The following is a 25,008-nucleotide window of genomic DNA, read 5'->3' as shown; positions in this document are numbered from 1 at the left end:
TTAAGGTGAGCGCATATCAAGTGACCCAAGGCCAAACCTTTCCGTTAGGCCCTTCTATCCATCCCAATGGGATCAATTTCGCCGTGGTGTCGGAAGACGCCAGTCAATTGTACCTGTGTTTATTTGATGATCATGACCAAGAACTGGAATCCATCCCTTTTATTGCCAAGCACAGAGGCATTTGGCATATGTTGGTGTTAGGGTTAAAAGCAGGTCAAAAATACGGTATTCGAGCCGAAGGGCCATTTGAGCCAGAACAGCAACTCATGTTTAACCCTGCCAAGCTGCTTATTGATCCCTATGCAAAAGCCCTCTCTGATAAGTTAGTTTGGCACCCAGATCAAGCCGCCATCACAGAACAAGGCGTGATCCAAACGCAAGACTCAGCCCACTGTGTACCCAAATGTTTGGCCATAGAACCCAAAGCTCAAACCACACGCCCTGCTAGAGTGTCTGTGGCGAACCATGAGCGCAGCCTTTATGAACTCCACGTAAAAGGCTTTACTCAACAACTGGACATTGACGACCAACACAAGGGGAAATACTTAGGCGTCATTTCTCGCCCCGCGATTGCGCATTTACAGTCTCTTAATATCACCACCATTCAGTTGATGCCTTGCTTTACCTTTATGACAGAAAGGCATTTGCAACAACTGGGGCTGAGCAACTATTGGGGCTATAACCCTATCAACTTTTTTACCCCAGAACCGTCCTACGCTGAAAGCGATGCGGTAGCGGAATTTCAAGCCATGATTGACGGACTCAGAGAGGCAGGGTTCGAGGTCATTTTAGACGTGGTCTATAACCACACGGCGGAAAGCGAATTGGATCAATCTTGTGTCAGTTTTAGAGGGTTAGACAACGGTCGCTATTACCGTCATCACGCGGGACAATACTTAAACTACACAGGCTGCGGAAACTGCTTCGATACCTTCAGCCCAGCCAGTATCCGCCTCATTTGTGACAGCATGCGTTATTGGGTGGATGTCATGGGTGTAGATGGTTTTCGCTTTGACTTAGGCGTCGATCTAGGTCGAACCGACCATGACTTCAGCGCCAATGCACCGTTACTGCAAGCCATGTTACAAGACCCAATTTTAAGCCAAACCTGTCTCGTCATGGAGCCTTGGGACATCGGCCCAAATGGTTATCAAGTCGGACAATTCCCGAAAGGATTTTTAGAGTGCAATGATAAATACCGTGACTCTGTGAAGCGGTTTTGGCATGGCGATTCAGGCATGATAGCCGAGTTCGCTACACGGCTTCTAGGCTCAAGAGATTGTTTCCACAAAGGTCATAAGAGTGCATTAAATTCCGTCAACTACATTACCTATCATGACGGTTTTACGTTAGAGGATTTGGTGTCTTACCAGCAGCGCCATAACCTTGCCAATATGGAAGACAATCGAGATGGTCATGGTGATAACATCAGTCAAAATTTCGGCGTCGAAGGCGACACCCAAGACCCAGAAATACTGGCCTTGCGACTCAACCAGAAAATTTGCTTTCTTGCCACCTTATTATTAAGTCAAGGCACCCCACACCTATTAGGCGGCGATGAGCTGTCTCACAGCCAACAAGGTAATAACAATGCCTACTGCCAAGACAATGACATCACTTGGCTAAATTGGTCTAAAGCATCGCAGAGCCAAGCATTAAAAGACACCATCAGCCAACTCATGACATTACGTAAAGCCTACCCTATTTTAGCGGAGGTGCACCTTGAAGATGATGCCTTGTTCCAGCATTTACCAGCTGACCAAGTCACTTGGCTGAATGAAAACAGTGACACTATGAGCCATGAGGATTGGCATACACCGGATCGACATTTTATCGCCTTAATGCTCACCACAGCGAACCTGAGTAGTCGCCTATGGTTGATTTTTTACAATCAAGCAACGCCAATTAAGGTGCCTTTTCCTTCCCTGTCTAACCAGGATCAGGACGCACAGGTCGAAGTGCTCTTTCAATCACAAAATGTTCAATTGACAGACAAACATATCACTTGCTCAGGCGCCTGTGTGGCTTTAGTAAGGCTCTAAAAATCTATGCTCTTGAGGATTTAAACCCCATACGGAAACCGCCCCAGTGCTGCCCTTTCACATAGATAGGCACGGATAAATCGTGAAGAATCTCACCCGTATCACGTTTATAGGTTTGCAATAAAAAGCTCTCCGTATGGGCTCCACAGCGACGCCCTGTTGGGTCATCAAAAATGCGTTTGGTACGGTTACTCACTAAATCCTTATCATAATCCCCGGTTAACGGTTGGCTAAATTTCCTATTGTGAGTTGGGAAATACCCATTGAGATCAACGGCCCCCGCAAACATGACCTCTTCGTGTTGCTCTAACACTTCTTCCTGTATCAGCGGAAAAGTTTGGTCACTGTAATCATCATAAGCGGTACTGTATTTTGTCGGATTCGTGCCTTGAATGGCTTGATAGTCCTGAGAGAAAACCTGCTTCATCGTAAGCTGGTTTTGATCAATAGCGGCCTCCAAGACAAGACCAATTTGTTGAGCGGCCTGCTGCGCGCTTTGCAATAACTTAGAAAAGAACAAATCTGAATCTACTTTGTCTAGTTCGCGGAACACGATTTCGGCGCCATTGCTCAAGCTGGCCGCCTCTTCAGACAAGCGATCACTACGCTGAGAGATGTCTTGTAAAGATTGGCCAATGCGAGCGATTGAGCCGCTTATTTGTGAACTGACGGTTCCTAATTCTTCACCACTGCTTTCTACTTCGGATAATACTAGCGACGCATTTTGCACTTCTTCCGTTAACGAAATAAAACGGTCGGTTTCTCCCAACAAGGTGGCAGACAAGGACTCAGAAAGATTCTTTAAAGCATGCATTTCTTGATTTGTGCCCGTACTGTTGTGCCGAACCTCAATCAATAAAGCCGATATTTGTTCCGAAGCATCGGCGCTTTTTCCCGCTAAAGCTCGTACTTCATCTGCCACCACCGCAAAGCCACGCCCTTGTTCACCCGCCCTTGCCGCTTCAATTGCAGCATTCAGTGCCAACAAGTTTGTTTGTTCTGATACCCCTTTAATGACCTCAGTAATGCGATCAATGTCATCCGCACTTTTGGTCAACTTAGCCAGTTGATCGTTAGCACTTTGCACCTTTTCTGTCAGTTCAGAAATCTGATCTGCGCTTTGTGACAAAGCGGTCTGCGCTGTACTGCTTGATTGCGCCGTATCCGACATGGTTTTGGCAAGCTGCCCTAGGTTGTTGGACAAACTCAAACCTGTGCTAGATAAGGTCTCTACCGCTTGGGTAATTTGCTCACTGTCTTGATGTGTATGATGGATATCTTTGCTTAACGAATCGACAAAATGAGAGACTTCTGCTGCGCCGATGGCCATACGAGAAGTCGCTTGGGTGACATTTTGCCCGACTTCAGAATAAGAGGATGAGGTATAAATGGCTGACGTATCCCCTTCTTTATCCGATAGGTTGAGTCGTTTCTCTAGATAGGCGCGCCACAAAGTCAATCCCGCTAACAGAGCACCAATAAGACTATAAGGCAGTGCAATGTCACCAGAGAAAAACCCTAAGGCGAATAGGATAAAAAGTCCTAGTACGCAGCTCATTTGAAAGTACAGCATAGTATCATCCTTTATTATAATTATTTTTTTATCCTATGCTCGGATTAATCTGGGTCAATGTAAATCCAATCAGATACGACTAAAGTCTTAGTCCATAATCTTCATTCAATAACATCATTAACATACGATCTATTACATTGCAGTCTTAGGATTTTTATCGTGAACGTGATATAACAAGACTCTAATGGATTTTAGGTATTAGGTAGTAGTTTGACAGATGTAACCGCATTCAGCGTTGACAGTAGCAACGGCATACACCAAGAAATCGTGGACATTTCGCAAAAGCGTGTTCTGATTATAGAAGACATTGGTGAAATGCGCATTATGCTGAAGTCATTAATGACGTCGCTGGGTTACAGCAAAATTGATGTAGAATACTCTGGCCAAATGGCCATCAAACGAATTCTAGAAAAACATTACGATGTTATCCTTTCTGATTACAATCTTGGCGGCAGCATTGACGGCCAACAAATCCTCGAAACGTCTCGCAAAAACTACGCTCAAGATCATTCCACCATTTTTATCATGGTGACCGCTGACACCGCCTATGAAAGTGTGGTCAGTGTGTTGGAATACCAACCTGACAGCTATCTGGTGAAGCCGTTTCCACCAGCTGCTTTTTTCCGTCGTCTTGAAAAAGTTCAAAAGCAAAAAAAGATCTTTGAAGGCATTAACACTGCTCGCAAGCTCAATGAATACGAAAAGATGGAAACGCAGGCGAAAAACATCATGGCGGAGTACCCCCATTTCGCCAGTCAATGCCTAAAAATCATTGGCGAATCTTTGTATGCCCGTGGTCGCTATAAAGATGCAAAAAGTCATTACATGTTGATTATTAAGAATCATAAAACACTCGCTTGGGCCCATTACGGTATCGCGCAATGTGAAATGCAACTTGGTGCAGTGGGTGCAGCGATTAAAAAGTTAGAGCAGACCATTGAATTGAGCCGTCATTTTCTGTCTGCCTATGATTTGTTGGCAGAGGCACAAGAAGACCAAGGCAATCTTGAAGACGCCCAGTTTGCCATGAAACGCGCTCTCGAAGTCTCACCTCGATCGAATGACCGTTGTTTGCGCTTGGCGGAATTAAGCGTCAAAATCGCCGACTGGGAAACGGCAGAGCATGCTTACTCTCGTATTATTCGCCTCACTCGTGACACCATCAATGAGAAAGTAGAATACTACTATGAGTACCTCAAGTGTCTAACCAATATGATGAATGCTGGTGGTGACAACGCGAAACTCGCGGATAAATTTAAACGTTCTTTGATCCGTTTACGCTCCTTTGGCAAAGCCAACCCTGCCGCCATTTCCAATTCTTTTCGCATTGAAATACAGCAATATCTCACCCGTGAACACATAGGTGAAGCCATTAAGTCTTGGAAACAATGGAACCGGTTGATCAAATCTGGGCAGGCCTCAGCTCTCACAGATGCTCAAAAACACACGCTGAAAAAGCGTCTTGGCTTGCTATAAACCCCATTTCCTTTTACTGTCTGGGCGATATCCATTAGCCAATAAGAGTGTGTCCAATTTATGTCGTCTAACCAAGACTTTTCGAATCTCATGCCCGATGTCATCCTCGATGCAGTGGAGTCACTCGGCTTTTGGACAGATGCCAGAATTTACCCTCTGAACAGCTATGAAAACCGTGTCTATCAAGTGGGAATTGAAGAGGCATCGCCTCTCATTGCAAAGTTTTATCGCCCTAACCGTTGGACACAGGCTCAAATTCAAGAAGAACACGATACCTTAATCAAATTGGCCAATGAGGGACTGCCTGTCATCGCCCCTCATGTGATTGAAGGTCAAAGTGTGTTTACTCATCAGGGGTTGGTATTTTGTCTGTCACCGAGATTAGTCGGTCAACATCCAGAAGCCGAAAATCTAGATCAGTTGTTTCAAATCGGTGAGCTGATTGGCCAATTGCATCAGAGTCTTGGCAAAGACCCCTTTAAACATCGCATCGAGGTATCTCCCCTTGAGCACATTCGCACCGCCGCCGCTCGTATTCTTGACAGTCCCGCGCTGCCCAAGGCCTTAAAAGCACCGTACCAACAGCAGATTTCAAGCTTATACGACTTGTGCGAAACGCAAATCCAACGCTATTGGCCGGCTCAATTACGCCCTATTCATGGCGACAGTCATCGCAGTAACCTCATCCTCAGTAACGAACAATTCCACCTACTGGATTTTGATGACTGCCAAAATGGGCTGGCCGTTCAAGACTTATGGTTGCATCTGACTCAAGTAAACCTTGCCAAACAACAGCTAAGTGAGCTGTTAGAAGGCTATGAAAGCTACCAAGCATTTGACGCTAGAGAACTGGCCTTGATTGATGTCTTCAAATGCACTCGTGTGATTTGTTATGCGGCTTGGCTGCTTCAGCGACAAACAGACCCAGCGTTTGTTAAAGCATTCCCCTGGTTTGCCAGTGAAGAATATTGGCTGAATCACCTAAATGAATTAAAAGAATGCCAAAACGAATGGGGACAAATTCTCTGATGACGCCTCTTAATGCAAAGCTTAAGTCATTGTTTGGTTTTGAGTCCTTTCGCCAAGGACAAGCCCCAGTGGTTGAACAACTGTTAGCGGGGCACTCTTCGCTTGCCGTGTTCCCAACAGGTTCAGGTAAGTCGTTGTGCTATCAATACACAGCCACTCAGTTACCTCACCTCACGCTGGTGATTTCTCCTCTGATCGCTCTAATGCATGACCAATTGGCTTTTTTAAAAGCCAAAGGCATTGCGGCCGCCAGTTTGGATTCCACACAAAGTCGTGAAGAAAGCCAAGCTGTCATGGCAGGGGTAAAAACAGGCCAAATCAAAATTTTGATGATTTCAGTAGAACGCTTCAAAAATGAAAATTTCCGCCGTTTTATTCAACAGGTTGCCATTTCGCTACTCGTCGTGGACGAAGCACATTGTATTTCGGAATGGGGTCATAACTTTCGACCGGATTATTTGAAACTGCCGTTTTATCAACAGGAACTAAACATTCCACTGGTATTATTGCTCACCGCCACAGCCACTCGTCGAGTGCAAAAAGACATGGCGCAAAAATTCCAAATCCAACCGCAACACATTGTCCAAACCGGCTTTTATCGACCCAATTTGGACATCGAATTACAACCCATTCCGGCCAGACAAAAAAACCGTCAGCTTGATCTGATTTTAAGTCACACTCAAGGGGCAAGCATTGTCTATGTCACCTTACAAAAGACCGCTGAAGACGTTGCTCGGTCCCTTATTCGACAAGGTCATCAAGCTCAAGCCTACCATGCGGGACTAAACAGCGACGACAGAGCACAGATACAAGAACGCTTCATGTCTGGTCAGACACGCATCATTGTCGCTACCATCGCCTTCGGTATGGGAATAGACAAAGCCGACATACGTTTGGTGGTGCATTATGACTTGCCAAAATCCATAGAGAACTACAGCCAAGAAATCGGTCGTGCTGGCCGCGACCAAAAACCTAGCAAGTGTATTTTGTTGGCGAATCTAGAGGGTCTACACACCTTAGAAAACTTTGTTTATGGCGACACTCCTGAACGTCATAATATTGCCTGCTTGCTTGACACCATCGAGCAAGAAACAGAACGACAAGAATGGGAAACGCAACTCTATCATTTAGCCAATCACACGAACATTCGCTCGTTGGCTTTGAAAACCCTATTAGTTCAGCTCGAACTCAAGCAAGTCATTGCCCCTAAATACAGCTACTACGCAGACATTAAAGTAAAGTGGGAAATGGATCCTCAGCAGTTTATGCGGCAGTTACCTCCCCATTGGCAGACCAGCTTCCCCATGCTACTAGAAGGCATTCATTTCAAAAAAATCTGGGGCGTTCCTGACTTTGAATGGCTGCAAAACAACGCCAATTTAAACCGTCAACAAGTATTAGAAATGCTGGAATTTGCCGAACAGCAACAGGCGCTTACTTTAGACAGTAAAAGTCTGACGGAGGTTTATCAGGTATACCCTGAAAGACGGCAAGATACACTTTTATTAGAGCAGTTGGATGAATACGTTCAGCAGAAAGAGACATCAGAAATAGAACGTATAGCGACCATGATTCGATTCTTCGAATTAGACCGATGCCTGAATCACAACCTAGCCCGTTACTTTGGTGATCAACAAGCGCCTGAGCATTGTGGACATTGCTCGGTATGTCGACACAGTGTGTTGCATTTTCCACCGCCACATTCGTCTCTGGCACCTTCTTTGGATAACTTGGATGAATACATAAAGCCCTTTTGTCAGGCCGTACAACAAAAAGCGCCCAACATGCGTGTCACCGCAACCTTGATCACACGCTTTTTAACCGGCCTGAGTCAGCCTATTTTCACTAAGATAAAAGCCCGTCAGTTGCCAGGCTTTGGTGATTTTGAACGAGCATCTTATCAAGCCGTTTACGCACAGGTAACGAAACAATTTCAAGAGTAAGGCGCATACGAGATAGGGAACAGAGTATTTAAACTCACTGTTCTTCAATGCGAGGGTCTGAGGCCGGTTCTAACACACTCACCTCAATCAGATTGTTATCGGGGTCATTAAAGTACACCGATTGAATCGGCCCAGTAGCGCCACTCTTTGCGACAGGGCCTTCGATGATGTTGACCTCACAAGCGTCGAGGTGAGCCACCAGCTTTTCAAGTGGCCAATGCGTAATCAAACATAAGTCACCGGCCCCTTCCATGGCGTGATTTCGCAGTTCTTGACCCAATGTTTGGAAATTGATTTTCTGTTCACCAAAACGCACCGCACGTCGACCTTCGCCAAAGGTAATGGCTTCCATCTGCAACACTTTTTCATAAAAGGCGACGGCATTTTCAATGTCTGCAACGGTTAATACTATGTGGTCAATATGACTAATCATCCGCGCTTAATCTCCTGTACAAATCCGTTGGTATCGCGCCATGCTACGAGGGATAAGAAAGAAAAACAAGCTTAAAAAGCGAACTCAATTCAACAAGGAAATCGGGTCCATTTGACCGTCTATTAAGCCTTGTTTTTGACGACGGTTGAGCTTTTTAATACGACTTTCAATCATCAAGGCTTCCCGTTTTGAACCTACCGGATGCTGCCAAACCAACTCCAGAGGCCCTTTCCCTCGCAGATAGCGCGCTGCTTTTTTGCTGTCACCAGAATGCTCTTTAAAGCGTCTGTCCACATCAGTGCTTATACCAGTATATAAGGTATTCAGGCGAGTCTTAATAATATAGAGACTCCAATTTGTGTCTGCCTTATTAGCCACTGCTATTTGCCTCGAATCCGCCACCTTATCTCCTTAGTTTGCTTAGCCAATAATCATAAACAATGTCAACGCGGTTGCCAGCCCCATAAGGTAATTAAAGCCACGCTGGCGTTTGGGCTCCGTCAACCAAATACGTATTTTCATACCAGCCCAAGCCCATATCGAGATAGCAATAAAACCAAGACAAGCAAACGCCAGTAAAATCGACATGCCAGATGCCAAATAGTCATCGCCAGCAATCGCAAAGGTACTGACGCAACCTAAGGACATCATCCAAGCCTTTGGATTCACGTATTGAAATAAAGCGGCTTGCCACCAACTCATCGGCTTGGCCGCCCGTTCACCACTTTCAAGATGACCAACAGGTGCACTGGCAATTTTCCAAGCCAACCACAGCAGGTAGACACAGCCCAACCATTGCAAAACAGAATATAAAGGCGGATACAAACTAAACACCGCCCCTAACCCTAATAAGGTGGCCAATAACAAACTGGACATACCAAGGATAATCCCCAGCATATGCGGAAGGGTACGACGAAAACCAAATTGCGCACCAGATGCCAATAACATGATGTTATTTGGCCCTGGCGTTACCGAGGTAATAAAAGCAAACATGGCCAATGCCACAAAAAACGATGTATCCATCTGCTTCCCCTAATCCTTTTTATATTGAAACAGATCCCGCAAAAAGCCTTTAACACTGGCTTTTTTCGCTTCCAAACGCTGCTCTTCAGGGTTCACGCCAATATCCGTACATTGCTCTACTGTCATTGTTTTTAATGCTTTACGAGTTTGAAAACGTAAAACACAGGCTTGTAAATGAGCGAATAAACCAATTGCTAACATGACCTATCTCCTTGCGCTGACGGTGTATCCTAATAATACCCCTTTGTGTATGTTCCTATACTTTAAATCAGGGACAAGCCTCAATACAGATTCAAAAAAACCTTTATTTCATCATACAGATTGGCATATATCACTCTGTATGGTGTCATTTAATCCAATCTGTATGGTTATTTTCTGCATTCAAGCACCTTACAATAGTCACAACGCAATACCGTTAACCAGTTTGGGAGAACTTAATGACTCTGTATGAAAACCTCGCCATTCGGCTACGAGAGCACATCGAGCTTGGTTTCTATAAGCCTGGAGACAAACTTCCTTCTGTGAGACAACTGGCGAAAGAACATGGCGTTAGTATTTCCACCGTTCAAGAAGCTTATCGCCAACTAGAACAGGAACTCTTAGTAGAAGCCAAACCGAAATCTGGTTACTTTGTTAGCATTCAAAACAAGGACAACCTACCGAGCATTTCTCGCCCTCCACAACGCCCTTTAGAGGTATCTCAGTGGGAAGAAGTCCTCAACATGCTGATGATTCGCAGTCGTACCGATGGCGTCCAATTGCAGCATGCGATGCCCGACATGAGAGCCACCACACTCAAGCCACTACTAAAAGATTTGAGTAAACAGAATCCAGAAGTTGGCTTAAGCTATTCTGACGTTCGGGGTACGAAAGAACTCAGAACGCAGCTGTCTCGTTTGGCCGTGGCGTCTGGCTGTCAGCTTCACCCAGACGACCTAGTCATCACCTCTGGCTGTCAGGAAGCCTTGTCTGTGTGTTTACGAGCCGTCACTGAGCCTGGCGACATTATAGCGATCGAATCACCCAGTTTTTATGGTTCGATGCAGGCAATCAAAGCCGCCAACTTAAAAGCTATGGAAATCCCCACTCATCCAGAAACGGGCATCAGCTTAGAGGCGTTAGAATTGGCTCTGGATCAATGGCCAATCAAAGCTATTTTCGTAACACCAACCTGTAATAACCCTATGGGTTACACCATGCCGGAGGACAAAAAGGAACAACTTTACCGATTGGCCCAAAGTTATGACATTACCATCATAGAAGACGACATCTACGGTGATATTTCCTTCCAGTTTCCACGCCCAAAAACCATCAAATCCTTCGATACCGATGGACGTGTCTTATTGTGCTCTTCGTTTTCTAAATCCATTGCGCCAGGTATGCGCGTCGGTTGGATCGCTCCAGGGCGATACCGCGATAAGGTAACGCACATAAAATATGTGTCTAGCTCCATGTGTCCAGTCACGCCACAATTAGCCGTGGCCAAATTCATTCGTCTTGGCGGCTATGCAAAACACATCCGAAACATGCGATTAAATTATGAAAAGCAAAGGGATATGTTGCTAAAAGCCATTAAAACCTACCTTCCCAAAGACACTCGAGTCAGCTTCCCCGCAGGCAGTTTTATCTTATGGGTAGAATTAGCAAAAGACATCGACAGCATGAAGCTGGTAGAGAAATGCCGCCAGAAAGGCGTCGGTTTTGCACCTGGCCCCTTATTTTCAGCAACTGGAAAATACCGCAATTGCTTTCGCTTAAATTACAGTGAAAAGAATGTTGAAAAACGGGAAGCGGCTATTAAGACACTAGGGCAAGTCATTGCAGAGATGCAGCCAGACTGATCCCTGCAAACGTTTTAACCCTTTAAACAATGCGACCAACTGGCCGCATTGTTTAAGATTTGACACGTTTAATATTGATGAGAATTGGGCTGCCTGTCATAGGGTCTGGTATCAGATCGCATTCCACACCATACAGTTCCATAACCAGTTCCTTGGTCATCACGTCTTTCGGGGAACCTTGGGTAATGATCTTACCTTGTTTCATCGCCACAATATGATCGGCATAACGACATGCACTGGGTAAATCATGAACCACCATGGCGATGGTTTTGCCCTCTTCGGACAGTTCCCGAATCAACTCAAATACTTCAATTTGATGGCCCAAGTCCAACGCCGAGGTGGGTTCATCCAAAAGCAGTAAAGGGGTTTCTTGCGCAATAGACATAGCAATCCAAGCTCGCTGTCTTTGACCGCCTGAAAGGGTATCCAATAAACGCTCTTGAAGGTCACTCAAATCCGCCGCTTTAAGAGCATAATCAATGGCTTCTTGATCACTCATGGCCCATTGCTTAAGGGCACTTTGGTGCGGATGCCGGCCAAAACGGATTAATTCACTAACGGTAATACCATCGGGGGCAATGGTATCCTGAGGCAGTAATGCCAAATGCCGTGCCACTTCTTTCGAAGGCAATTTATGAATATTTTTGCCATCCAATAAAACGACACCACCACTCGGCGCATGAATACGAGATAAACCATTCAATAAAGTCGATTTACCACAGCCATTAGGGCCAACGATCGCAGTGACTTTACTACTGGGAAGACGAATGTCTAACCCTTCAATAATCGTGGTTTTACCATGCTTCAAGGTTAACGCTTCAGCACCTAAAGAAACCGTATCAGACAGACTCACGAAACACTTATCCTTCTTAAATGACCTAAATACAAGGCCTGATAATTTATATTGTCGATTTAGAACGCTGACGCATCAAAATCCAAATCAAATACGGACCACCCACAACAGACGTCACAATGCCAACGGGCAATTCAATCGGTGATAACAAAGTGCGCCCAATGAGATCAGCAACCACCATAATGAAAGCCCCCGCTAATGCCGAACCAATTAATGGAATGCCTCGATAACGTGCAAACACACGTGCCATTTCCGGCCCTATCAAGGCGACTAAACCCACCGGGCCCGCCACTGCGACCGCCAGACCCGTTAAAATAATCGACAAACTTAAAGACGACAAACGCAGCCATTTAGTACTAGAGCCCAAACCGGTAATCACCGCATCCGAAAATGGTAACAAAGAAAAGAGATGAGTCAGCAACAAGCAAGCGATTAGACAAAAGAACAAGCCACCACCGAGAATATTCACCATCAGCTCAGGACGCGCACTTAAACTACCAACCGTCCAAGGATACGCTGCATTCGCTGTATCAATGTCTACTTGACTCAACATCAACTGAGTGATTGCACCGGCGATGGCACCAATACCAATACCTGCAACGATGAAACGATAACCGCGAGTGCCACTGCTGCCCGCTAGACCAAAGGCTAATGCGGTTGCCGTTGCCGCTCCGGCGAGCGCCATGGCGGATGGTGCGATGGAAATGGCGGTGCTGACCACAGACGACACGGCAAACGCCATTGCCGCGTTATCAATCCCAATAATGCCTGGTGTGGCTAAGCGATTACGGGCTAGCGTTTGCATCAAGCAACCGGCCAGACTAAACGCAGCTCCCGTATAAATCCCCGCCAATAACCGCTGCAAACGCAAATCTTGGACAACAAACTGACTTAGCGCATCACCGTAACCAAACAAGGCTTGAATGACCTGCCAAGGTGACAAAGCAACCGTGCCAATGGCCAGTGACGCAATACTGGCAAGTATGACTAAGCCTAATAACAATAGGTTGCGACGAATCGCACCATGGTCAAGCAAACAAGTAAATTGCCCTAACGTAAGGCTCACATAGCCTTGCGGCACTTTAGTCTGTGTCGACTCAGCAGAAGTAGTTGGAAGACTGTTCATCATAATGTTGGTAATCTATGTGCTCTAACAATGGCCAATAAAACAGGTGCTCCCACCATAGCCGTTAAGACACCTAGTGGCATTTCGGCAGGCTGGGCCACCAATCGAGAGAACACATCCGCAGTTAAAATCACCAATGGTCCAATCGGTAAACATAACCATAGGGTTCGACGAATGTCTGGGCCGACTAACGCACGCGCCGCAAAGGGAACCACCAAGCCAACGAACATCACAGGGCCTGCAATGGCCGTCGCGGCACCAACCAGCAGTGCGACTGCAAACACCACAATCAAACGAATTCGACCCGGCTTATAACCTAAGCCTATGGCGACTCGCTCGCCAAGTGCCAAGGACGCCAAAGGTCTAGCCACATAAACGACACAAGCCAACGCAATGACAAATGAGGGTAATAATGACAACAGTTGGTCTACATTGCGCCCCGCAATGCTACCTGTCACCCAAAAGCGGATTTCATCGGCCGCACGCTCATTGTACAACAACAACAAAGAGGTCATGGCAATCAACAAACTGGACAGTGCTGCACCGGCTAACACCAAACGTATAGGATCATTACGCTGGCCTTGCATTCGCGCCACACCCATCACACAAAAACACCCCAGCAGAGCCCCTAATTGAGCGAGACCAATCGATAAAGTTGCCGTACTGGCTCCTAGCACCAGAGCAATCGCGACAGCAAAGGCACTGCCCGAACTGACCCCCAATAAACCGGGCTCAGCCAATGGATTTCGAGCGACCGACTGCATAAGCGCACCAGCCAAACCTAAACTTAAGCCAGCGAAAATACCAATCAAAGTACGTGGCAAGCGAAGTTCCAGCACAACAAAACGAGCGTCGTCGGATCCGCCCCCCATTAATAAAGCCATCACATCAATTGGACCCACCTCACCCGCGCCGTAAAAAAGACTGGCCAGACAGCAAAATACCAGCAGCAAAGCTACTGGTATTAAAACGCTCAAAATAGACCGCTGAGCAGGCGGCGTTTGAAACCACAATTGCATTTGGGTTATTGGACCTTGGTATTCAATAGTGTCTGAATATCATCCAAAATTGCGTTCGCCGCAATCGGACCGGAAGCACTGGTCCACAATTGACCATCGACAGGAAACACATGATCACGCTTAACCACATCAAGACGAGCAAAAGCAGGCGATTGTTTGGCCGCATCCAACGCCTTTTGACCTTCTTCATCCAATGTCGCCATGAAGATCCAATCATTATCGATTTTAGACAAGTTTTCCAAACTTAATGGGCTGGAGTGCGGACGACCAGGTTTAATCAAACCAGAATCCGTTACCTCAAACCCTGTTTGCGCCAATAGTCCAGTTGTGAAAAATTGCGAAGTCAGTACCAAAGCGCCTTGAGGCATCCAACGGATCAAAGCCGCACCACGTTGATCCGCTGGTAATTTAGCCTGCAGTTGAGTTTTGATTTGTGCCGCACGATCCGCAACGGCTTGGAGAATTTGCTCTGCTTCCTGTTCACGGTTCAACGCTTTTGCGTAAACACGCATTTCGCGAATCCAACCATCAGGACGAATTCCTTCTCCTTGCGGTACAATTGTCGGCGCAATTTTTGACAATAGAGCGTATTGTTCAGCCGGTAAACGGTAGGAAGCTAAGATAATGTCTGGACGCTGAGCAATCACAGCCTCAAGATTGGTTTCCCGAGCGGTGCCGACGATATTGACGTTTTTCGCGGTTGCTTGAATGTAGCGGGCCACACCATCGCCGCCTCGAGTTGAGATGGCACCAATGGGCTCAAAGCCTAACGCAAACGCAGCATCTAGAGCGCCTTCGTGAACGGTGACAATACGTTCTACCTTATCACTTACTGTCACATTGCCGTATTTTGTCGCCACCGTAATGTCATCAGCTAACACAGGTAATGCACACACTAATCCAAAAAACAAACCTGCAGAACGACCTAATCCACCTAACAGGGACATATCAACCTCTTCTCTTTAAATAAATGGCCTTAAATAAATGACCGTTGAAAACACACTTCTTACTAACGCTAATCATCGCGTTACAAAACACGAATAATAACCTTTATCATCTGTAATGATAAAACCCACACCTTATGGTGAAAACACCAGATCATCATAAAATGATGCTTTGTTTATTAATTGGCTGTGGTAGCCGAGTTTTTTTGTACCCGATCTTGGTAATTCGAGATTTTCACCACACGAGCCAGACTGCAATCACGCAGTAACGCAAAAGCATTCGTGGCATTGGCATCGACAAATGGGTGCGGTTGACCAACTTGACGTTGTTGCAAAGCTGGCATGCGTTCTACGCTGTTGTCTATTGTCGGGTGGTTAGACAAAAACACATCAACGTCATGGCTGTCCGCCAGCGCTTTAAAACGAGCCGCAGAATCTGTGTACATTTGCAGACGTTCGATATTTGGTCCAAAATTCAAACCTGTGCCGCCCCACAAGGCAGCCATATGTGTTTGTTGACCATCTTTGACAGGAAAAATCAGCGAAATAGTACCTAGGGTATGACCAGGTGTAACGTATAACTGCACCTTAGTATCACCTAACTCGATCACATCACCATCATTAATGGTCACATCTCGAGTCGGTGCTTTGCCCCATTTCGGATTAATGATTTCTGGCTCGGGCTTTTCTAATTCTTGCCAATCCGCATCACTCATCACCACTCTTGGCTGGAAGGATTTCACCAAGTACTCTTGGCCGCCATAATGGTCGCCATGAGCATGAGCTATGATTAGGTAACGTATTTCATTTGGATCCATTCCAAGCTGCTTGATACCTGCAGCAATAATCTCTTCCGCCTGACGGTTCGTGTTCATGGCATCAAGTAAAATCAGCCCCTCAGAGGTTTTGATCACCCAGCTGGCGACCGAACGATTACCCACAAAATAAAGATTATCGAAAACTTGTTGGGGCTCAATATAAGAACGTTTTTCACGCTCCGCTCTTTGTTCATCCGTTAACGTACGCTTCTTATTCCCAGAACTGGATTTTCGCGCCGTAATGTCTCTTAATGGCTGATCAATGGCGCAAATTCTTGATAGTCCTGGGTAATCCTTACCGGCAGCCAAACCTTGTGCCACCAATGCTTCTGGCGACAAGGTGGTTTGTGCCATACCATGATGACTAAAAGTCAACGCAGAAAGGCACAAAGAAGACGCTAAAGCCCATTTAGAAGAACAAATAGTGCGGCGAAATATCATAAAAGTCTCAACTTTATAAATAAGATTGGTTACTATTTAGATTCTCACATAAAATAACCTGCAAGACTCGGAACAATGCGTTCCGAAATATGCAATACCTCGCTGTATACCCAAGATGATTAGGCACACTGCATGTACGATTTAAACGACTTACAAAGTTTTATTACACTGATTGAAACGGAAAACTTAACCCAAGCGGCAAAACGCCTTAGCGTCTCCAAGTCCACTCTTAGCCGCCGTATCGCCAATCTAGAAAATCAATTGGGACAAGCCTTACTATTGCGCCAGGCAAATCAAATGATCGCCAATGAAGCTGGACGAGCTTTCCACCCTTTTGCCAGCAAAATCATTGAAGCCGCAAAGCAAGCGCAGAAAACCATTGACTCTTTACAAGACGCGGTGATTGGCGACCTAAACATCGCGGCCTATTCTGGTCTTGCGCGCTCATGGCTACCAAAAGAAATTATACATTTTGCCAGCGAACATCCTGAGATCAATTTTTCCCTTAAAACCACATCCAAATTTTCCGAGTTGGAACAAGCGGATATTGGCGTCTGGTTGGGTTCACCTGAGCCTTCTCGCTTTAAAGAAGAAATGGTCGGTTATCTAACTTGTGGGCTTTATGCTTCAAAAAAGTTTGTCAAAAACAACCCCAGCGTGATTGACGTAGAGGAATTAGAAAACATTCCTTGGGTCAACTTTCACCATTTCTATCAACCCGCTGGCGATTTGGAGTTACATCATTTAGAAGACGGCGCTAAGCGCATTCAAATTCCCAAATCACAAATTTGGACAGATCAGATTGCCATGCAGATGGAGCAAATTGCCAAAGGCTCTGGAGTTGGCGTGCTGCCAGATTACATGGTGACTATGCGAGAAATGCATCACCCAGGAGATTTAATCCGCGTGCTACCGCAATGGCAATTGCCTATGATCCCCGTCTACCTCTTGTATCCTTATGGCAGCTTGCCTAAACGTATGTCAGAATTTTTACACCATTTCCGCAATCGCACCCGTGTTATTTTGGATAGTCAAAAATCTCAATAAGTCAGCATGGTTGAAGCAACATAACCAGCAAGGCATCACGCATAAAAAAGGAAGCCAAATTGGCTTCCTTTTACTAGAGAATGAGATGTTCTGTCACTTATTTACAGGTAAAACTGGCGGCACTTTCTGGATCGCCTTTACCATCATAACTGGCCACGGTAGGAAAAGGGCACAAAGGACGAGTACGGTTTTCTGACCAATCATCAGGCAATTCCTTATTCTCTCCGCCGGGGTTATTTTTACCGCGCGCTGAAGCCATCACTTGCTCAGGCTGTTCACCCTTTTCTACCCAATTGACCAAAGGTGTCAGCATGTCAAATTGATCAACCGACTGACCGCCACGACAATGCGCCATGCCAGGCACCGGATAAAATTGCGCAAATTGCCCAGCCTTGCCCTGATTCTCTTGATCCAGTGCTAGATACCAATCTTGCGTATCTTGTACCGAAAATATCGGATCGGACACGCCGTGATACACCATTATTTTACCGCCACGATCGCGCATCACGCTCATATTTTCCGGATTTTGCGGCGTCATAAAGCGCATGCTCGCTTCTTGATAAATCCCCTCTGTGGCATAGACTTTTTTCACCAACTCATCGATGTCAGCATTAAACACATACTCTGATCCATTAAAGTTACGAATGCTCAGATCTTTCAATTCGACTGGTGGTGTTTGGAAAATCATACTCACCGCACCAGAATCACGTTTCATTGGCGCACTGTATTCCCAATTCATTTGGCCTTGATTGCTGATGCCTGCATCGTATGGGAAAGAGGCATAAACACGTTCACCATTTGATAAACGCACGCCATCAAAAATGGTGGTAACGGCGTTTTTCTGTTCTGGTGTCAAACATGAGCCATCTCGTCCAACGTGACAAGAAGGAACGTCTCTGTCCAAATCAAAAGCACTTTGGCATGCATTAAAATCTTGAATCAATCCGTCTTTCAGGCCGTCCAAACCATCACATTGCTTTAGTACCGCTTTGGACACCAGTTGTCGTTCTTGTAGAGTAAAAGCCGCACTCAAATCCGCTTGCGTGGTCCCCGGTACCGACGCATAAACCTGCGCCCCAGCAATATTGGCTGTTGCTGCTAAAGGCAAACGATAGCCAGGCGCGCCGACTAAAAATCCATCGTATTGATCAGCATAACGAGTCGCCGCGACCATGGCGTGACGCCCACCATTGGAGCAACCAGCAAAGTAACTGCGATCCGGCGCTTTTCCATAGACTTGTGAGACCACAGATTTCACCATAGGCGTCAAGCTGCCTACCGCTTGATAACCGTAATCTAAACGCGCTTGTGGATCATAACCAAACGTCGGTAATGGGCGATCATGCCCTGCATCTGAACTGATGACGGCGAAGCCTTGATATAAAGCGTTGGTGATCGGCCCACCTGCAAAGCCACCTTCGGCTGGTTTGACTGATCCATCTAAACCACCGTTGGCTTGATACAAAAGACGACCGTTCCATGTTTTAGGTAAGCGAACCTCAAAGCCAATGGCGTATTCTTTACCATCCACAGAGCTAATGCGTCGGTTCATTTCACCTTTCACCAAACAATGCTCACCAATAGCTTTACCCGCTACCGATACATCACCTTTGGCAATTGATTCTACGGAAAGTATGCTGGTGTTCTGGTAGGCAAGCTGATCAGCAAATGCCTCACACTGTTGCGTTAACCTCTCAGGGCTGGCTGGGCTTAATTGAGCGGTCGAGGATGATGAGCTTGAGCAAGCCGTCAAAAACACAGATGAGAGCAGTGTTACCAATAGCGGTTTATAGGCAGAATTGCGTTCCATTATATCTCCTTGTAGCCGTTTATGGCTTATATTGTTGTTATTTTAAACAATAAGAATATATAACAATAATTATTTTGCAAACTTACAACTATAGCCTTTACACGCGCAGCGCTAAGCTCAATCGTCAAAAATAGCCACCGCTCTGACAAAACCGGCTGACGCTTTTTCTATCTTGTATGGAAAACATGACACGGTAAAACCATAAGGCGGCAAAGATTCTAAATTAGACAGTTTTTCCATTTGACCATAGGCAATATCTCGACCTGCTTTATGCCCTTCCCAAACAATGGCAGGATTTTTTTCATCCGCAAAACGTTTTGCTGTATGGCTAAAAGGCGCATCCCAACTCCACGCATCGGTTCCCACAATGCGCACGCCTTTTTCTAACAAGAATAAAGTCCCCTCACGCCCTATCCCGACCCCAGCATTTAAGTAGTCAGGCGTGCCGTATAATTGACCTGCTCGAGTATTAATCAGCACGATATCTAAGGGCTGAATCTCATAACCAATACGATCCAACTCCTGTTGGACCTCCTTCGCGCCAATCACAAAGCCATCTGGGTAGTCTCTAAAATCCAGTTTTACTCCGTGTTGTAAACACCAATCCAGCGGCATTTCATCGATCCCCCAAGATGGATGACCTCCCTCCGTGGTCGACGCATAATGCCAAGGGGCATCCATATGAGTCCCACTGTGAGTCGTCAAAATCATGTCTTCTACGGCCCAACCTTCTTGGCCCGGCAAATCCTCAGCTTTTAGCCCAGGAAACATAGCTAACAAACTAGGTAAAGCTTGCTGATGATCTTGGTATTTGATTTTAGGCAATAACGGCGGCGGGTCCGTATAAGGATTATTGTTAAGGCTAACGGACAAATCCACCATGCAACGTTTTGGCGATAATATAACGGCTTTATTGTGCAAGGTTACTCTCCCCCTGGGATAACAATTTGATCAATAGCGCCAAAAATACTTTCTGCTGAACCATTAAATGATTCCATACGGACACGATCTCCAAACTTCATGAAATCCGTTTGAGCTTGCCCGGTGGCGATCATTTCAAGCGCTCTTTTCTCAGCAATACAAGAACTGCCTCGTTTGCTGTCTTTGTTTGAAACAGTACCTGAACCAATGATGGTGCCTGTGGTGAGTTTTCGAGTGAGAGCGGCGTGCGCGATCAATTCACCAAACGTAAAATTCATTTCATCTCCCTTGGCATTACCAAACCATTGACCGTTCCAAGTCACATTCAGGGGTAAACAAACACGCCCATCGCACCACTGATCTCCCAGTTCATCTGGCGTTACAGCCACAGGAGAAAAGCTGGAAGAAGGTTTCGCTTGAAGGAAACCAAACCCAGCTTTGATTTCTCTTTGGATAAAGCCGCGTAAGCTGACATCATTCACCAACATAATCAGACGAATATGTGACAAAGCCTGTTCGGCGGAGCACCCCATCGGCACCTCATCCACCACCACCGCGAACTCACCTTCAAAATCAATTCCATGACGCTCATCCGGTAATTCAATTGGGTCATTGGCCCCCAAAAAGCAATCGGAAGCGCCTTGGTACATTAACGGTATGGTGTCAAAGTCATCCTGTGGTGGTAATGAAAAAGCCTTCTGTATCCGTTCTCCATGGTTTAAAAAGGCCGAGCCATCACACCACTGATAAGTGCGAGGTAAAGGAGCCATCATTTGTTTACTATGAAACTCAAAACACGCTTCCAATTCGCCACTATTTAGTGCGTCATACATAGGTTGTATCACTGGCATCAAGCTTTGCCAGTTATCTAATAAATGCTGCATGGTTGGCGCCATCGCCGCCAAACTGAACGCTTTCGATAAATCTCGAGAAACCAGTAACAAACAGCCATCCTTAAGCTCATTTTTCATTGTTGCAAACTTCATGAAATCCTCCATCACCTCAACAAGGTGAATCAAACTGCCGATTTCTCAGCGTCAATCGAGTCTGTTGATGACTCTCTTGGCCCAGTCACCGGAATAAACAACGATAAGATCCCCGCCAAGAGCAGTAGACTAGAGGCTGTCATTAACCATGAAATATAGTTACCGGATACATCATAGAGGTGACCAGCCAAATACGGACCGACAGCGCCACCAACTAAAAACACGGCATACACTAGACCGTACGCTAATCCATAAATTTGACGCGCAAATAAGCGACCAATTAAAAAGGCGATCAAATCCACTTCGGCACCGATTGCCAAGCCGGTAATGATGGCGCCTAACTTAGCGTAAGCAGGGCCACCTAGACCAAGAATCACGAAGCCTGCACTGGCAACAATAAATAATCCCGCGGTAATGTAGGCGGCTGAAATTCGATCTAACAAGAAGCCAACAACCAGTCGTCCGATGATCACAGAAACACCAATTAAGGAAGCAATTGCCCCCGCTTGCGGTGGGGTTAAACCACTATCCGTCAACATAGAAAAGAAATGCGCTACTGTACCGAGCACGGCCAATGCGGTGAGCAAAAAGATCAAACACAAATGATAAAAGCGCCAGTTGTTAAACAAAGTCCCTATTGACGCCGATTTCACCTCTTTGGTGATATCTGAGTCTTTTGCACCGATTAACAACAACCAGACAGCGGGAATGGCAGCAGCGACTACGCAACCCAATACAAAGTAACCAGCTCGCCAACCATGACTGGCCACATAAGGAGCCAATAGCTCAGGCAATAAAATAGCCCCTGTGCCCGTCCCCGTTAAAATGACGCCCAATGCTTTGCCGCGGTTTTTTTGAAACGCCACAATGACTAAGCGAGTAAAAGGTAACGGTGTAGAACCCGCCGTCAGCATCGACATAATGGCAATAATGACTAAATAGCTGGTCAATCCGCTTGTAAAATATCCCAATGCAAAAAAAGACATGGACACCAGAGCTAAGGAAATTAACGCAACCTTAGCACTGCCAAAGCGATCGACTAGCCAACCTGTGGGGATCACCATAATGGCCGCAAAACTGGTGCCGATTAATGCACCAAGAGAGGAATCCGCTCGAGTCCAACCAAACTCTGCCGCCAAGGGTTTCATAAAAATCCCGATGGAATAGAAATAAATGGAGCTCACCCCGACAGAAATGCCAATGAAAGCCGCCAGCAGAACACGCCAATTTTGTAGAAATTCAGAATCCTTCATTTCACCTCTCCTATCGATAGTCCGAAAATGTTCAATGCTTTGATGGCTGAAAGAGCAAATGAAAACATTGCCAACGAAAAGGCATTTACAGTAGGGTAAAGTGAATGCAAAAGAAGATATATTCGTTTCATGATTGAGTTTTCCTCATTTATTTTTATTGTGTCGGTAAGCAAATCCCATCATAAATGAAGCATTAAGTATTAAAAAAATCGTATTTCTCGATATCAAGCATCTATTTTTTTGAATACTAATAACAAAAAGGAAATTCAATGCGTTTTCATCATCTAGACCTGAACCTATTGGTGGCACTCGACACCATTTTAACCGAACGCAATGTGACTCATGCGGCACAAAAACTAAACATTAGTCAATCCGCTGCCAGTGGCTTGCTGTCTCGATTGAGAGATTATTTTGACGATGAATTACTGGTGCAGTCGGGGCGTCAAATGCTGCCCACACCATTAGCCGTATCCCTACAAGAACCACTCAAGCGCGTGTTGTTGGACATTAAGACGAATATTGTCGGAGACAAACATTTTGACCCACTTGAATCGAATCGGCATTTCAAAATCATGGCATCGGATTATGTTACAACCGTGTTTCTCAGCCCCTTATTTAACCATGTTCACCGCTTGGCCCCGAACATGACCTTCGACATTATTCCCAATAACAATCAATACAACGAAGCCATCGCGAGAGGTGACATTGATTTTCTCATTCAACCGAATCTCTACATGAAAAATGATCACCCCAAAGCACTCTTGTTTGAAGATTCTTATTCCTGTGTCGTTTGGCGGGATAATTCAATCGTTGGTGATACTCTCAGTAATGAAGAGTATTTAAATTTAGGTCATGTGGTCATCAATTTAGGTGAGATGCGAGCACCGAGCTTTGAAGAAGACTTCGCGAAAAAATACGGTCAAGATAGACGCATTGAAGTCTCCACCAGTGACTTTAATACCTTGCCTCACTTAGTTGTAGGCACTAACCGTATCACCGTCATGCAGACTCGTCTGGCTCACATTCATGCTAAAACGCTCCCCATTAAGATCATTGATACACCAGAACCTATTCCAAGCTTACGAGAATACATGCAATGGAATCGCATTCTCGACAGTGACCCTGCACACCAGTGGCTTAGAAGCCTGTGCAAGAAAATACTGTCCATAGAGTCGCCAACATAAAAAAGAGGAGGCAACAGCCTCCTCAAGTTCACAGGAAATCTAGCGGGCTATTCACCTTTAAAAGGCGTAACTAACACCTGTACCATAACTGGTTCCAGAAGATTGATCCGTTACCTCATCTTTCATTATGCGAGTAAACCACGTCGCTTGCTTAGAGAGCGCATAGTCATACCCTAATGTCATCGTAGTACGCTCCAGATCCTTCGCCCAGCTTCGTTCCATTGTACTGTTAGCCAAAGACGCTTTTACCACTCCAGGCCCCACGGGTGAGGACAGCCCAACTTGCAGCATATTAATCTGAAAATCTTGACTGACGCTGGCGCGCGTGCCTTCTACTTTACTCTGACTAACTTGTCCGTAAAATTTATAGGTTTTGACATCATAGGATAAACCTAATTGAGTATTCGAATAATCTTTCGCTGTAAAGGGCGGAGTCGCTTCCGGTAAAGAAGAGAACCCAAGGGGATACGTAAAAGTCGCGCCTTTTATCTCATCCACCGAGATGACAGCCGCAAACGGAAAACCACCCACAGTAACGCTCGCACCGTAACGTTCACCTGTCGTCCCACCCTCATCTGGTGCGGCCATAAGTGAGATGCTCATGCCGGACATGTTAGGCAAAGAATATTGTACGGCGTTATCCCATGCCGAATCAGTGCCGCCCAATCCAGTTGCCATAGGCTGCGCTGGGCTGCCCACAAAAGTATGTAAAAAGCTGGGGCTATAAGTACTTGATGCACCAAAAGGGTTAAAACGAATGGTATTGATAAAGCTCAATGACGTCAGTCGACCTGCTTTGATACTACCCAGAGAACCTTCCAAGCCCCCCCAAGCATAGCGACTGTAGAAGCTTTCATCAGTTAGTCCTCTGGTACTCTCACCTTTGTCAATTTGAATAAAGCTCGATATGCCCATTTTCGCTACTAAGCCAGCAGACAATTTGCTCTGCCCTGACAAACCAATATGAGATGTGTTCATCATATTGCTGTCCACCGACACATTGGCGTCGTCTTGACTACTCAACTGCCGGGACTGAACGCCTAAATTGAATACCCCAGAAAAACTTAACGAAGATGTGTCCGATGAATACAATTCGCCTGCCATGGCACCGCCAGTTACCAAAGCACAGGTAAGGCATATGCCTAGAGGTTTTAAAGCAATACGTAAAGAAGCAAAGTTTACATTAGAATGTTGCGTGACCCTGTTCATAGTTTGGTTTCCATATTGTTATTTTTGTTGAAATGGC

22 protein-coding genes are annotated in these 25,008 nt (G+C 45.8%); 7 read left to right on the top strand and 15 right to left on the bottom strand.

Annotation, left to right across the window (positions count from 1 at the left end):
• Positions 1–5: 5 nt before the first annotated feature.
• Complete coding sequence (gene glgX / locus OA79_RS08365) at positions 6–2,042, top strand: glycogen debranching protein GlgX (protein WP_063332764.1); 2,037 nt, start codon at positions 6–8, stop codon at positions 2,040–2,042.
• A gap of 4 nt (positions 2,043–2,046) precedes the next feature.
• On the opposite strand, the gene OA79_RS08360 is transcribed toward glgX, so the two are convergent.
• Entirely contained in the window at positions 2,047–3,615 is a 1,569-nt protein-coding gene (locus OA79_RS08360; RefSeq protein ID WP_063332763.1) for a methyl-accepting chemotaxis protein, read from the bottom strand.
• Between the two features lie 210 nt (positions 3,616–3,825).
• Here OA79_RS08360 and OA79_RS08355 point away from each other — a divergent pair, with 210 nt between their 5' ends.
• The 3 genes from OA79_RS08355 to OA79_RS08345 are packed head-to-tail and all read left to right on the top strand — an operon-like array spanning position 3,826 to position 8,063.
• A complete protein-coding gene (locus tag OA79_RS08355) occupies positions 3,826–5,091 on the top strand; it encodes a response regulator (RefSeq protein ID WP_063332762.1) in 1,266 nt (421 codons plus the stop codon).
• Between the two features lie 60 nt (positions 5,092–5,151).
• Entirely contained in the window at positions 5,152–6,120 is a 969-nt protein-coding gene (locus OA79_RS08350) for a serine/threonine protein kinase (RefSeq protein WP_063332761.1), read from the top strand.
• Positions 6,102–8,063, top strand: coding sequence for a RecQ family ATP-dependent DNA helicase (locus tag OA79_RS08345; protein WP_231908836.1), 1,962 nt, complete (start codon positions 6,102–6,104; stop codon positions 8,061–8,063). Before OA79_RS08350 ends, OA79_RS08345 begins: the two co-directional genes overlap by 19 nt.
• Positions 8,064–8,097: 34 nt before the next feature.
• Here the strand turns inward: OA79_RS08345 and OA79_RS08340 are convergent, their stop codons facing one another.
• The 4 genes from OA79_RS08340 to OA79_RS08325 all read right to left on the bottom strand — a co-directional run bounded on the left by OA79_RS08340 (position 8,098) and on the right by OA79_RS08325 (position 9,720).
• On the bottom strand, positions 8,098–8,496 hold the full coding sequence (locus OA79_RS08340; RefSeq protein WP_063332759.1) for a VOC family protein: 399 nt from the start codon (positions 8,494–8,496) through the stop codon (positions 8,098–8,100).
• A gap of 84 nt (positions 8,497–8,580) precedes the next feature.
• Positions 8,581–8,898 (bottom strand): GIY-YIG nuclease family protein, encoded by a 318-nt coding sequence (locus tag OA79_RS08335; RefSeq protein ID WP_082825423.1) that lies wholly within the window; start codon positions 8,896–8,898, stop codon positions 8,581–8,583.
• A gap of 18 nt (positions 8,899–8,916) precedes the next feature.
• Positions 8,917–9,519, bottom strand: coding sequence for a LysE family translocator (locus OA79_RS08330; RefSeq protein WP_063332758.1), 603 nt, complete (start codon positions 9,517–9,519; stop codon positions 8,917–8,919).
• Between the two features lie 9 nt (positions 9,520–9,528).
• On the bottom strand, positions 9,529–9,720 hold the full coding sequence (locus tag OA79_RS08325; protein ID WP_063332757.1) for a hypothetical protein: 192 nt from the start codon (positions 9,718–9,720) through the stop codon (positions 9,529–9,531).
• 236 nt (positions 9,721–9,956) lie between these two features.
• Here OA79_RS08325 and OA79_RS08320 point away from each other — a divergent pair, with 236 nt between their 5' ends.
• Positions 9,957–11,360: an aminotransferase-like domain-containing protein gene (locus OA79_RS08320; RefSeq protein ID WP_063332756.1), complete on the top strand. Its 1,404-nt coding sequence runs from the start codon at positions 9,957–9,959 to the stop codon at positions 11,358–11,360.
• 52 nt (positions 11,361–11,412) lie between these two features.
• On the opposite strand, the gene OA79_RS08315 is transcribed toward OA79_RS08320, so the two are convergent.
• The 5 genes from OA79_RS08315 to OA79_RS08295 all read right to left on the bottom strand — a co-directional run bounded on the left by OA79_RS08315 (position 11,413) and on the right by OA79_RS08295 (position 16,561).
• Positions 11,413–12,213: an ABC transporter ATP-binding protein gene (locus tag OA79_RS08315; protein WP_063332755.1), complete on the bottom strand. Its 801-nt coding sequence runs from the start codon at positions 12,211–12,213 to the stop codon at positions 11,413–11,415.
• Positions 12,214–12,259: 46 nt separating this feature from the next.
• Entirely contained in the window at positions 12,260–13,342 is a 1,083-nt protein-coding gene (locus OA79_RS08310) for a FecCD family ABC transporter permease (protein WP_063332754.1), read from the bottom strand.
• Positions 13,339–14,358: a FecCD family ABC transporter permease gene (locus OA79_RS08305; RefSeq protein WP_063332753.1), complete on the bottom strand. Its 1,020-nt coding sequence runs from the start codon at positions 14,356–14,358 to the stop codon at positions 13,339–13,341. Before OA79_RS08305 ends, OA79_RS08310 begins: the two co-directional genes overlap by 4 nt.
• A 5-nt stretch (positions 14,359–14,363) precedes the next feature.
• A complete protein-coding gene (locus OA79_RS08300; RefSeq protein ID WP_063332752.1) occupies positions 14,364–15,305 on the bottom strand; it encodes an ABC transporter substrate-binding protein in 942 nt (313 codons plus the stop codon).
• 176 nt (positions 15,306–15,481) lie between these two features.
• Positions 15,482–16,561 (bottom strand): MBL fold metallo-hydrolase, encoded by a 1,080-nt coding sequence (locus OA79_RS08295; RefSeq protein WP_063332751.1) that lies wholly within the window; start codon positions 16,559–16,561, stop codon positions 15,482–15,484.
• 132 nt (positions 16,562–16,693) lie between these two features.
• Between OA79_RS08295 and OA79_RS08290 the strand changes: the two genes are divergently transcribed.
• The gene (locus tag OA79_RS08290) at positions 16,694–17,608 is read left to right on the top strand and encodes a LysR family transcriptional regulator (protein WP_063332750.1); all 915 of its coding nucleotides are present in this window, start codon (positions 16,694–16,696) and stop codon (positions 17,606–17,608) included.
• Positions 17,609–17,705: 97 nt separating this feature from the next.
• On the opposite strand, the gene OA79_RS08285 is transcribed toward OA79_RS08290, so the two are convergent.
• The 4 genes from OA79_RS08285 to OA79_RS08270 all read right to left on the bottom strand — a co-directional run bounded on the left by OA79_RS08285 (position 17,706) and on the right by OA79_RS08270 (position 22,578).
• Positions 17,706–19,418 carry a tannase/feruloyl esterase family alpha/beta hydrolase gene (locus OA79_RS08285; RefSeq protein WP_063332749.1) on the bottom strand — a complete coding sequence of 571 codons (1,713 nt, stop codon included), beginning with the start codon at positions 19,416–19,418 and terminating at the stop codon, positions 17,706–17,708.
• Positions 19,419–19,535: 117 nt separating this feature from the next.
• Positions 19,536–20,339, bottom strand: coding sequence for a cyclase family protein (locus OA79_RS08280; protein WP_231908835.1), 804 nt, complete (start codon positions 20,337–20,339; stop codon positions 19,536–19,538).
• 2 nt (positions 20,340–20,341) lie between these two features.
• A complete protein-coding gene (locus tag OA79_RS08275) occupies positions 20,342–21,325 on the bottom strand; it encodes a fumarylacetoacetate hydrolase family protein (RefSeq protein ID WP_063332748.1) in 984 nt (327 codons plus the stop codon).
• Positions 21,326–21,354: 29 nt separating this feature from the next.
• The gene (locus tag OA79_RS08270; RefSeq protein ID WP_063332747.1) at positions 21,355–22,578 is read right to left on the bottom strand and encodes an MFS transporter; all 1,224 of its coding nucleotides are present in this window, start codon (positions 22,576–22,578) and stop codon (positions 21,355–21,357) included.
• 269 nt (positions 22,579–22,847) lie between these two features.
• Here OA79_RS08270 and OA79_RS08265 point away from each other — a divergent pair, with 269 nt between their 5' ends.
• Positions 22,848–23,762 carry a LysR family transcriptional regulator gene (locus OA79_RS08265; protein WP_063332746.1) on the top strand — a complete coding sequence of 305 codons (915 nt, stop codon included), beginning with the start codon at positions 22,848–22,850 and terminating at the stop codon, positions 23,760–23,762.
• Positions 23,763–23,819: 57 nt separating this feature from the next.
• Here the strand turns inward: OA79_RS08265 and OA79_RS08260 are convergent, their stop codons facing one another.
• Positions 23,820–24,971, bottom strand: coding sequence for a porin (locus OA79_RS08260; protein WP_063332745.1), 1,152 nt, complete (start codon positions 24,969–24,971; stop codon positions 23,820–23,822).
• Positions 24,972–25,008 lie beyond the last annotated feature (37 nt).

The organism is Marinomonas sp. TW1 (genome assembly GCF_001625355.1).
Classification (GTDB): Bacteria; Pseudomonadota; Gammaproteobacteria; order Pseudomonadales; family Marinomonadaceae; genus Marinomonas.
This window is presented reverse-complemented; position numbering and strand designations above follow the sequence as displayed.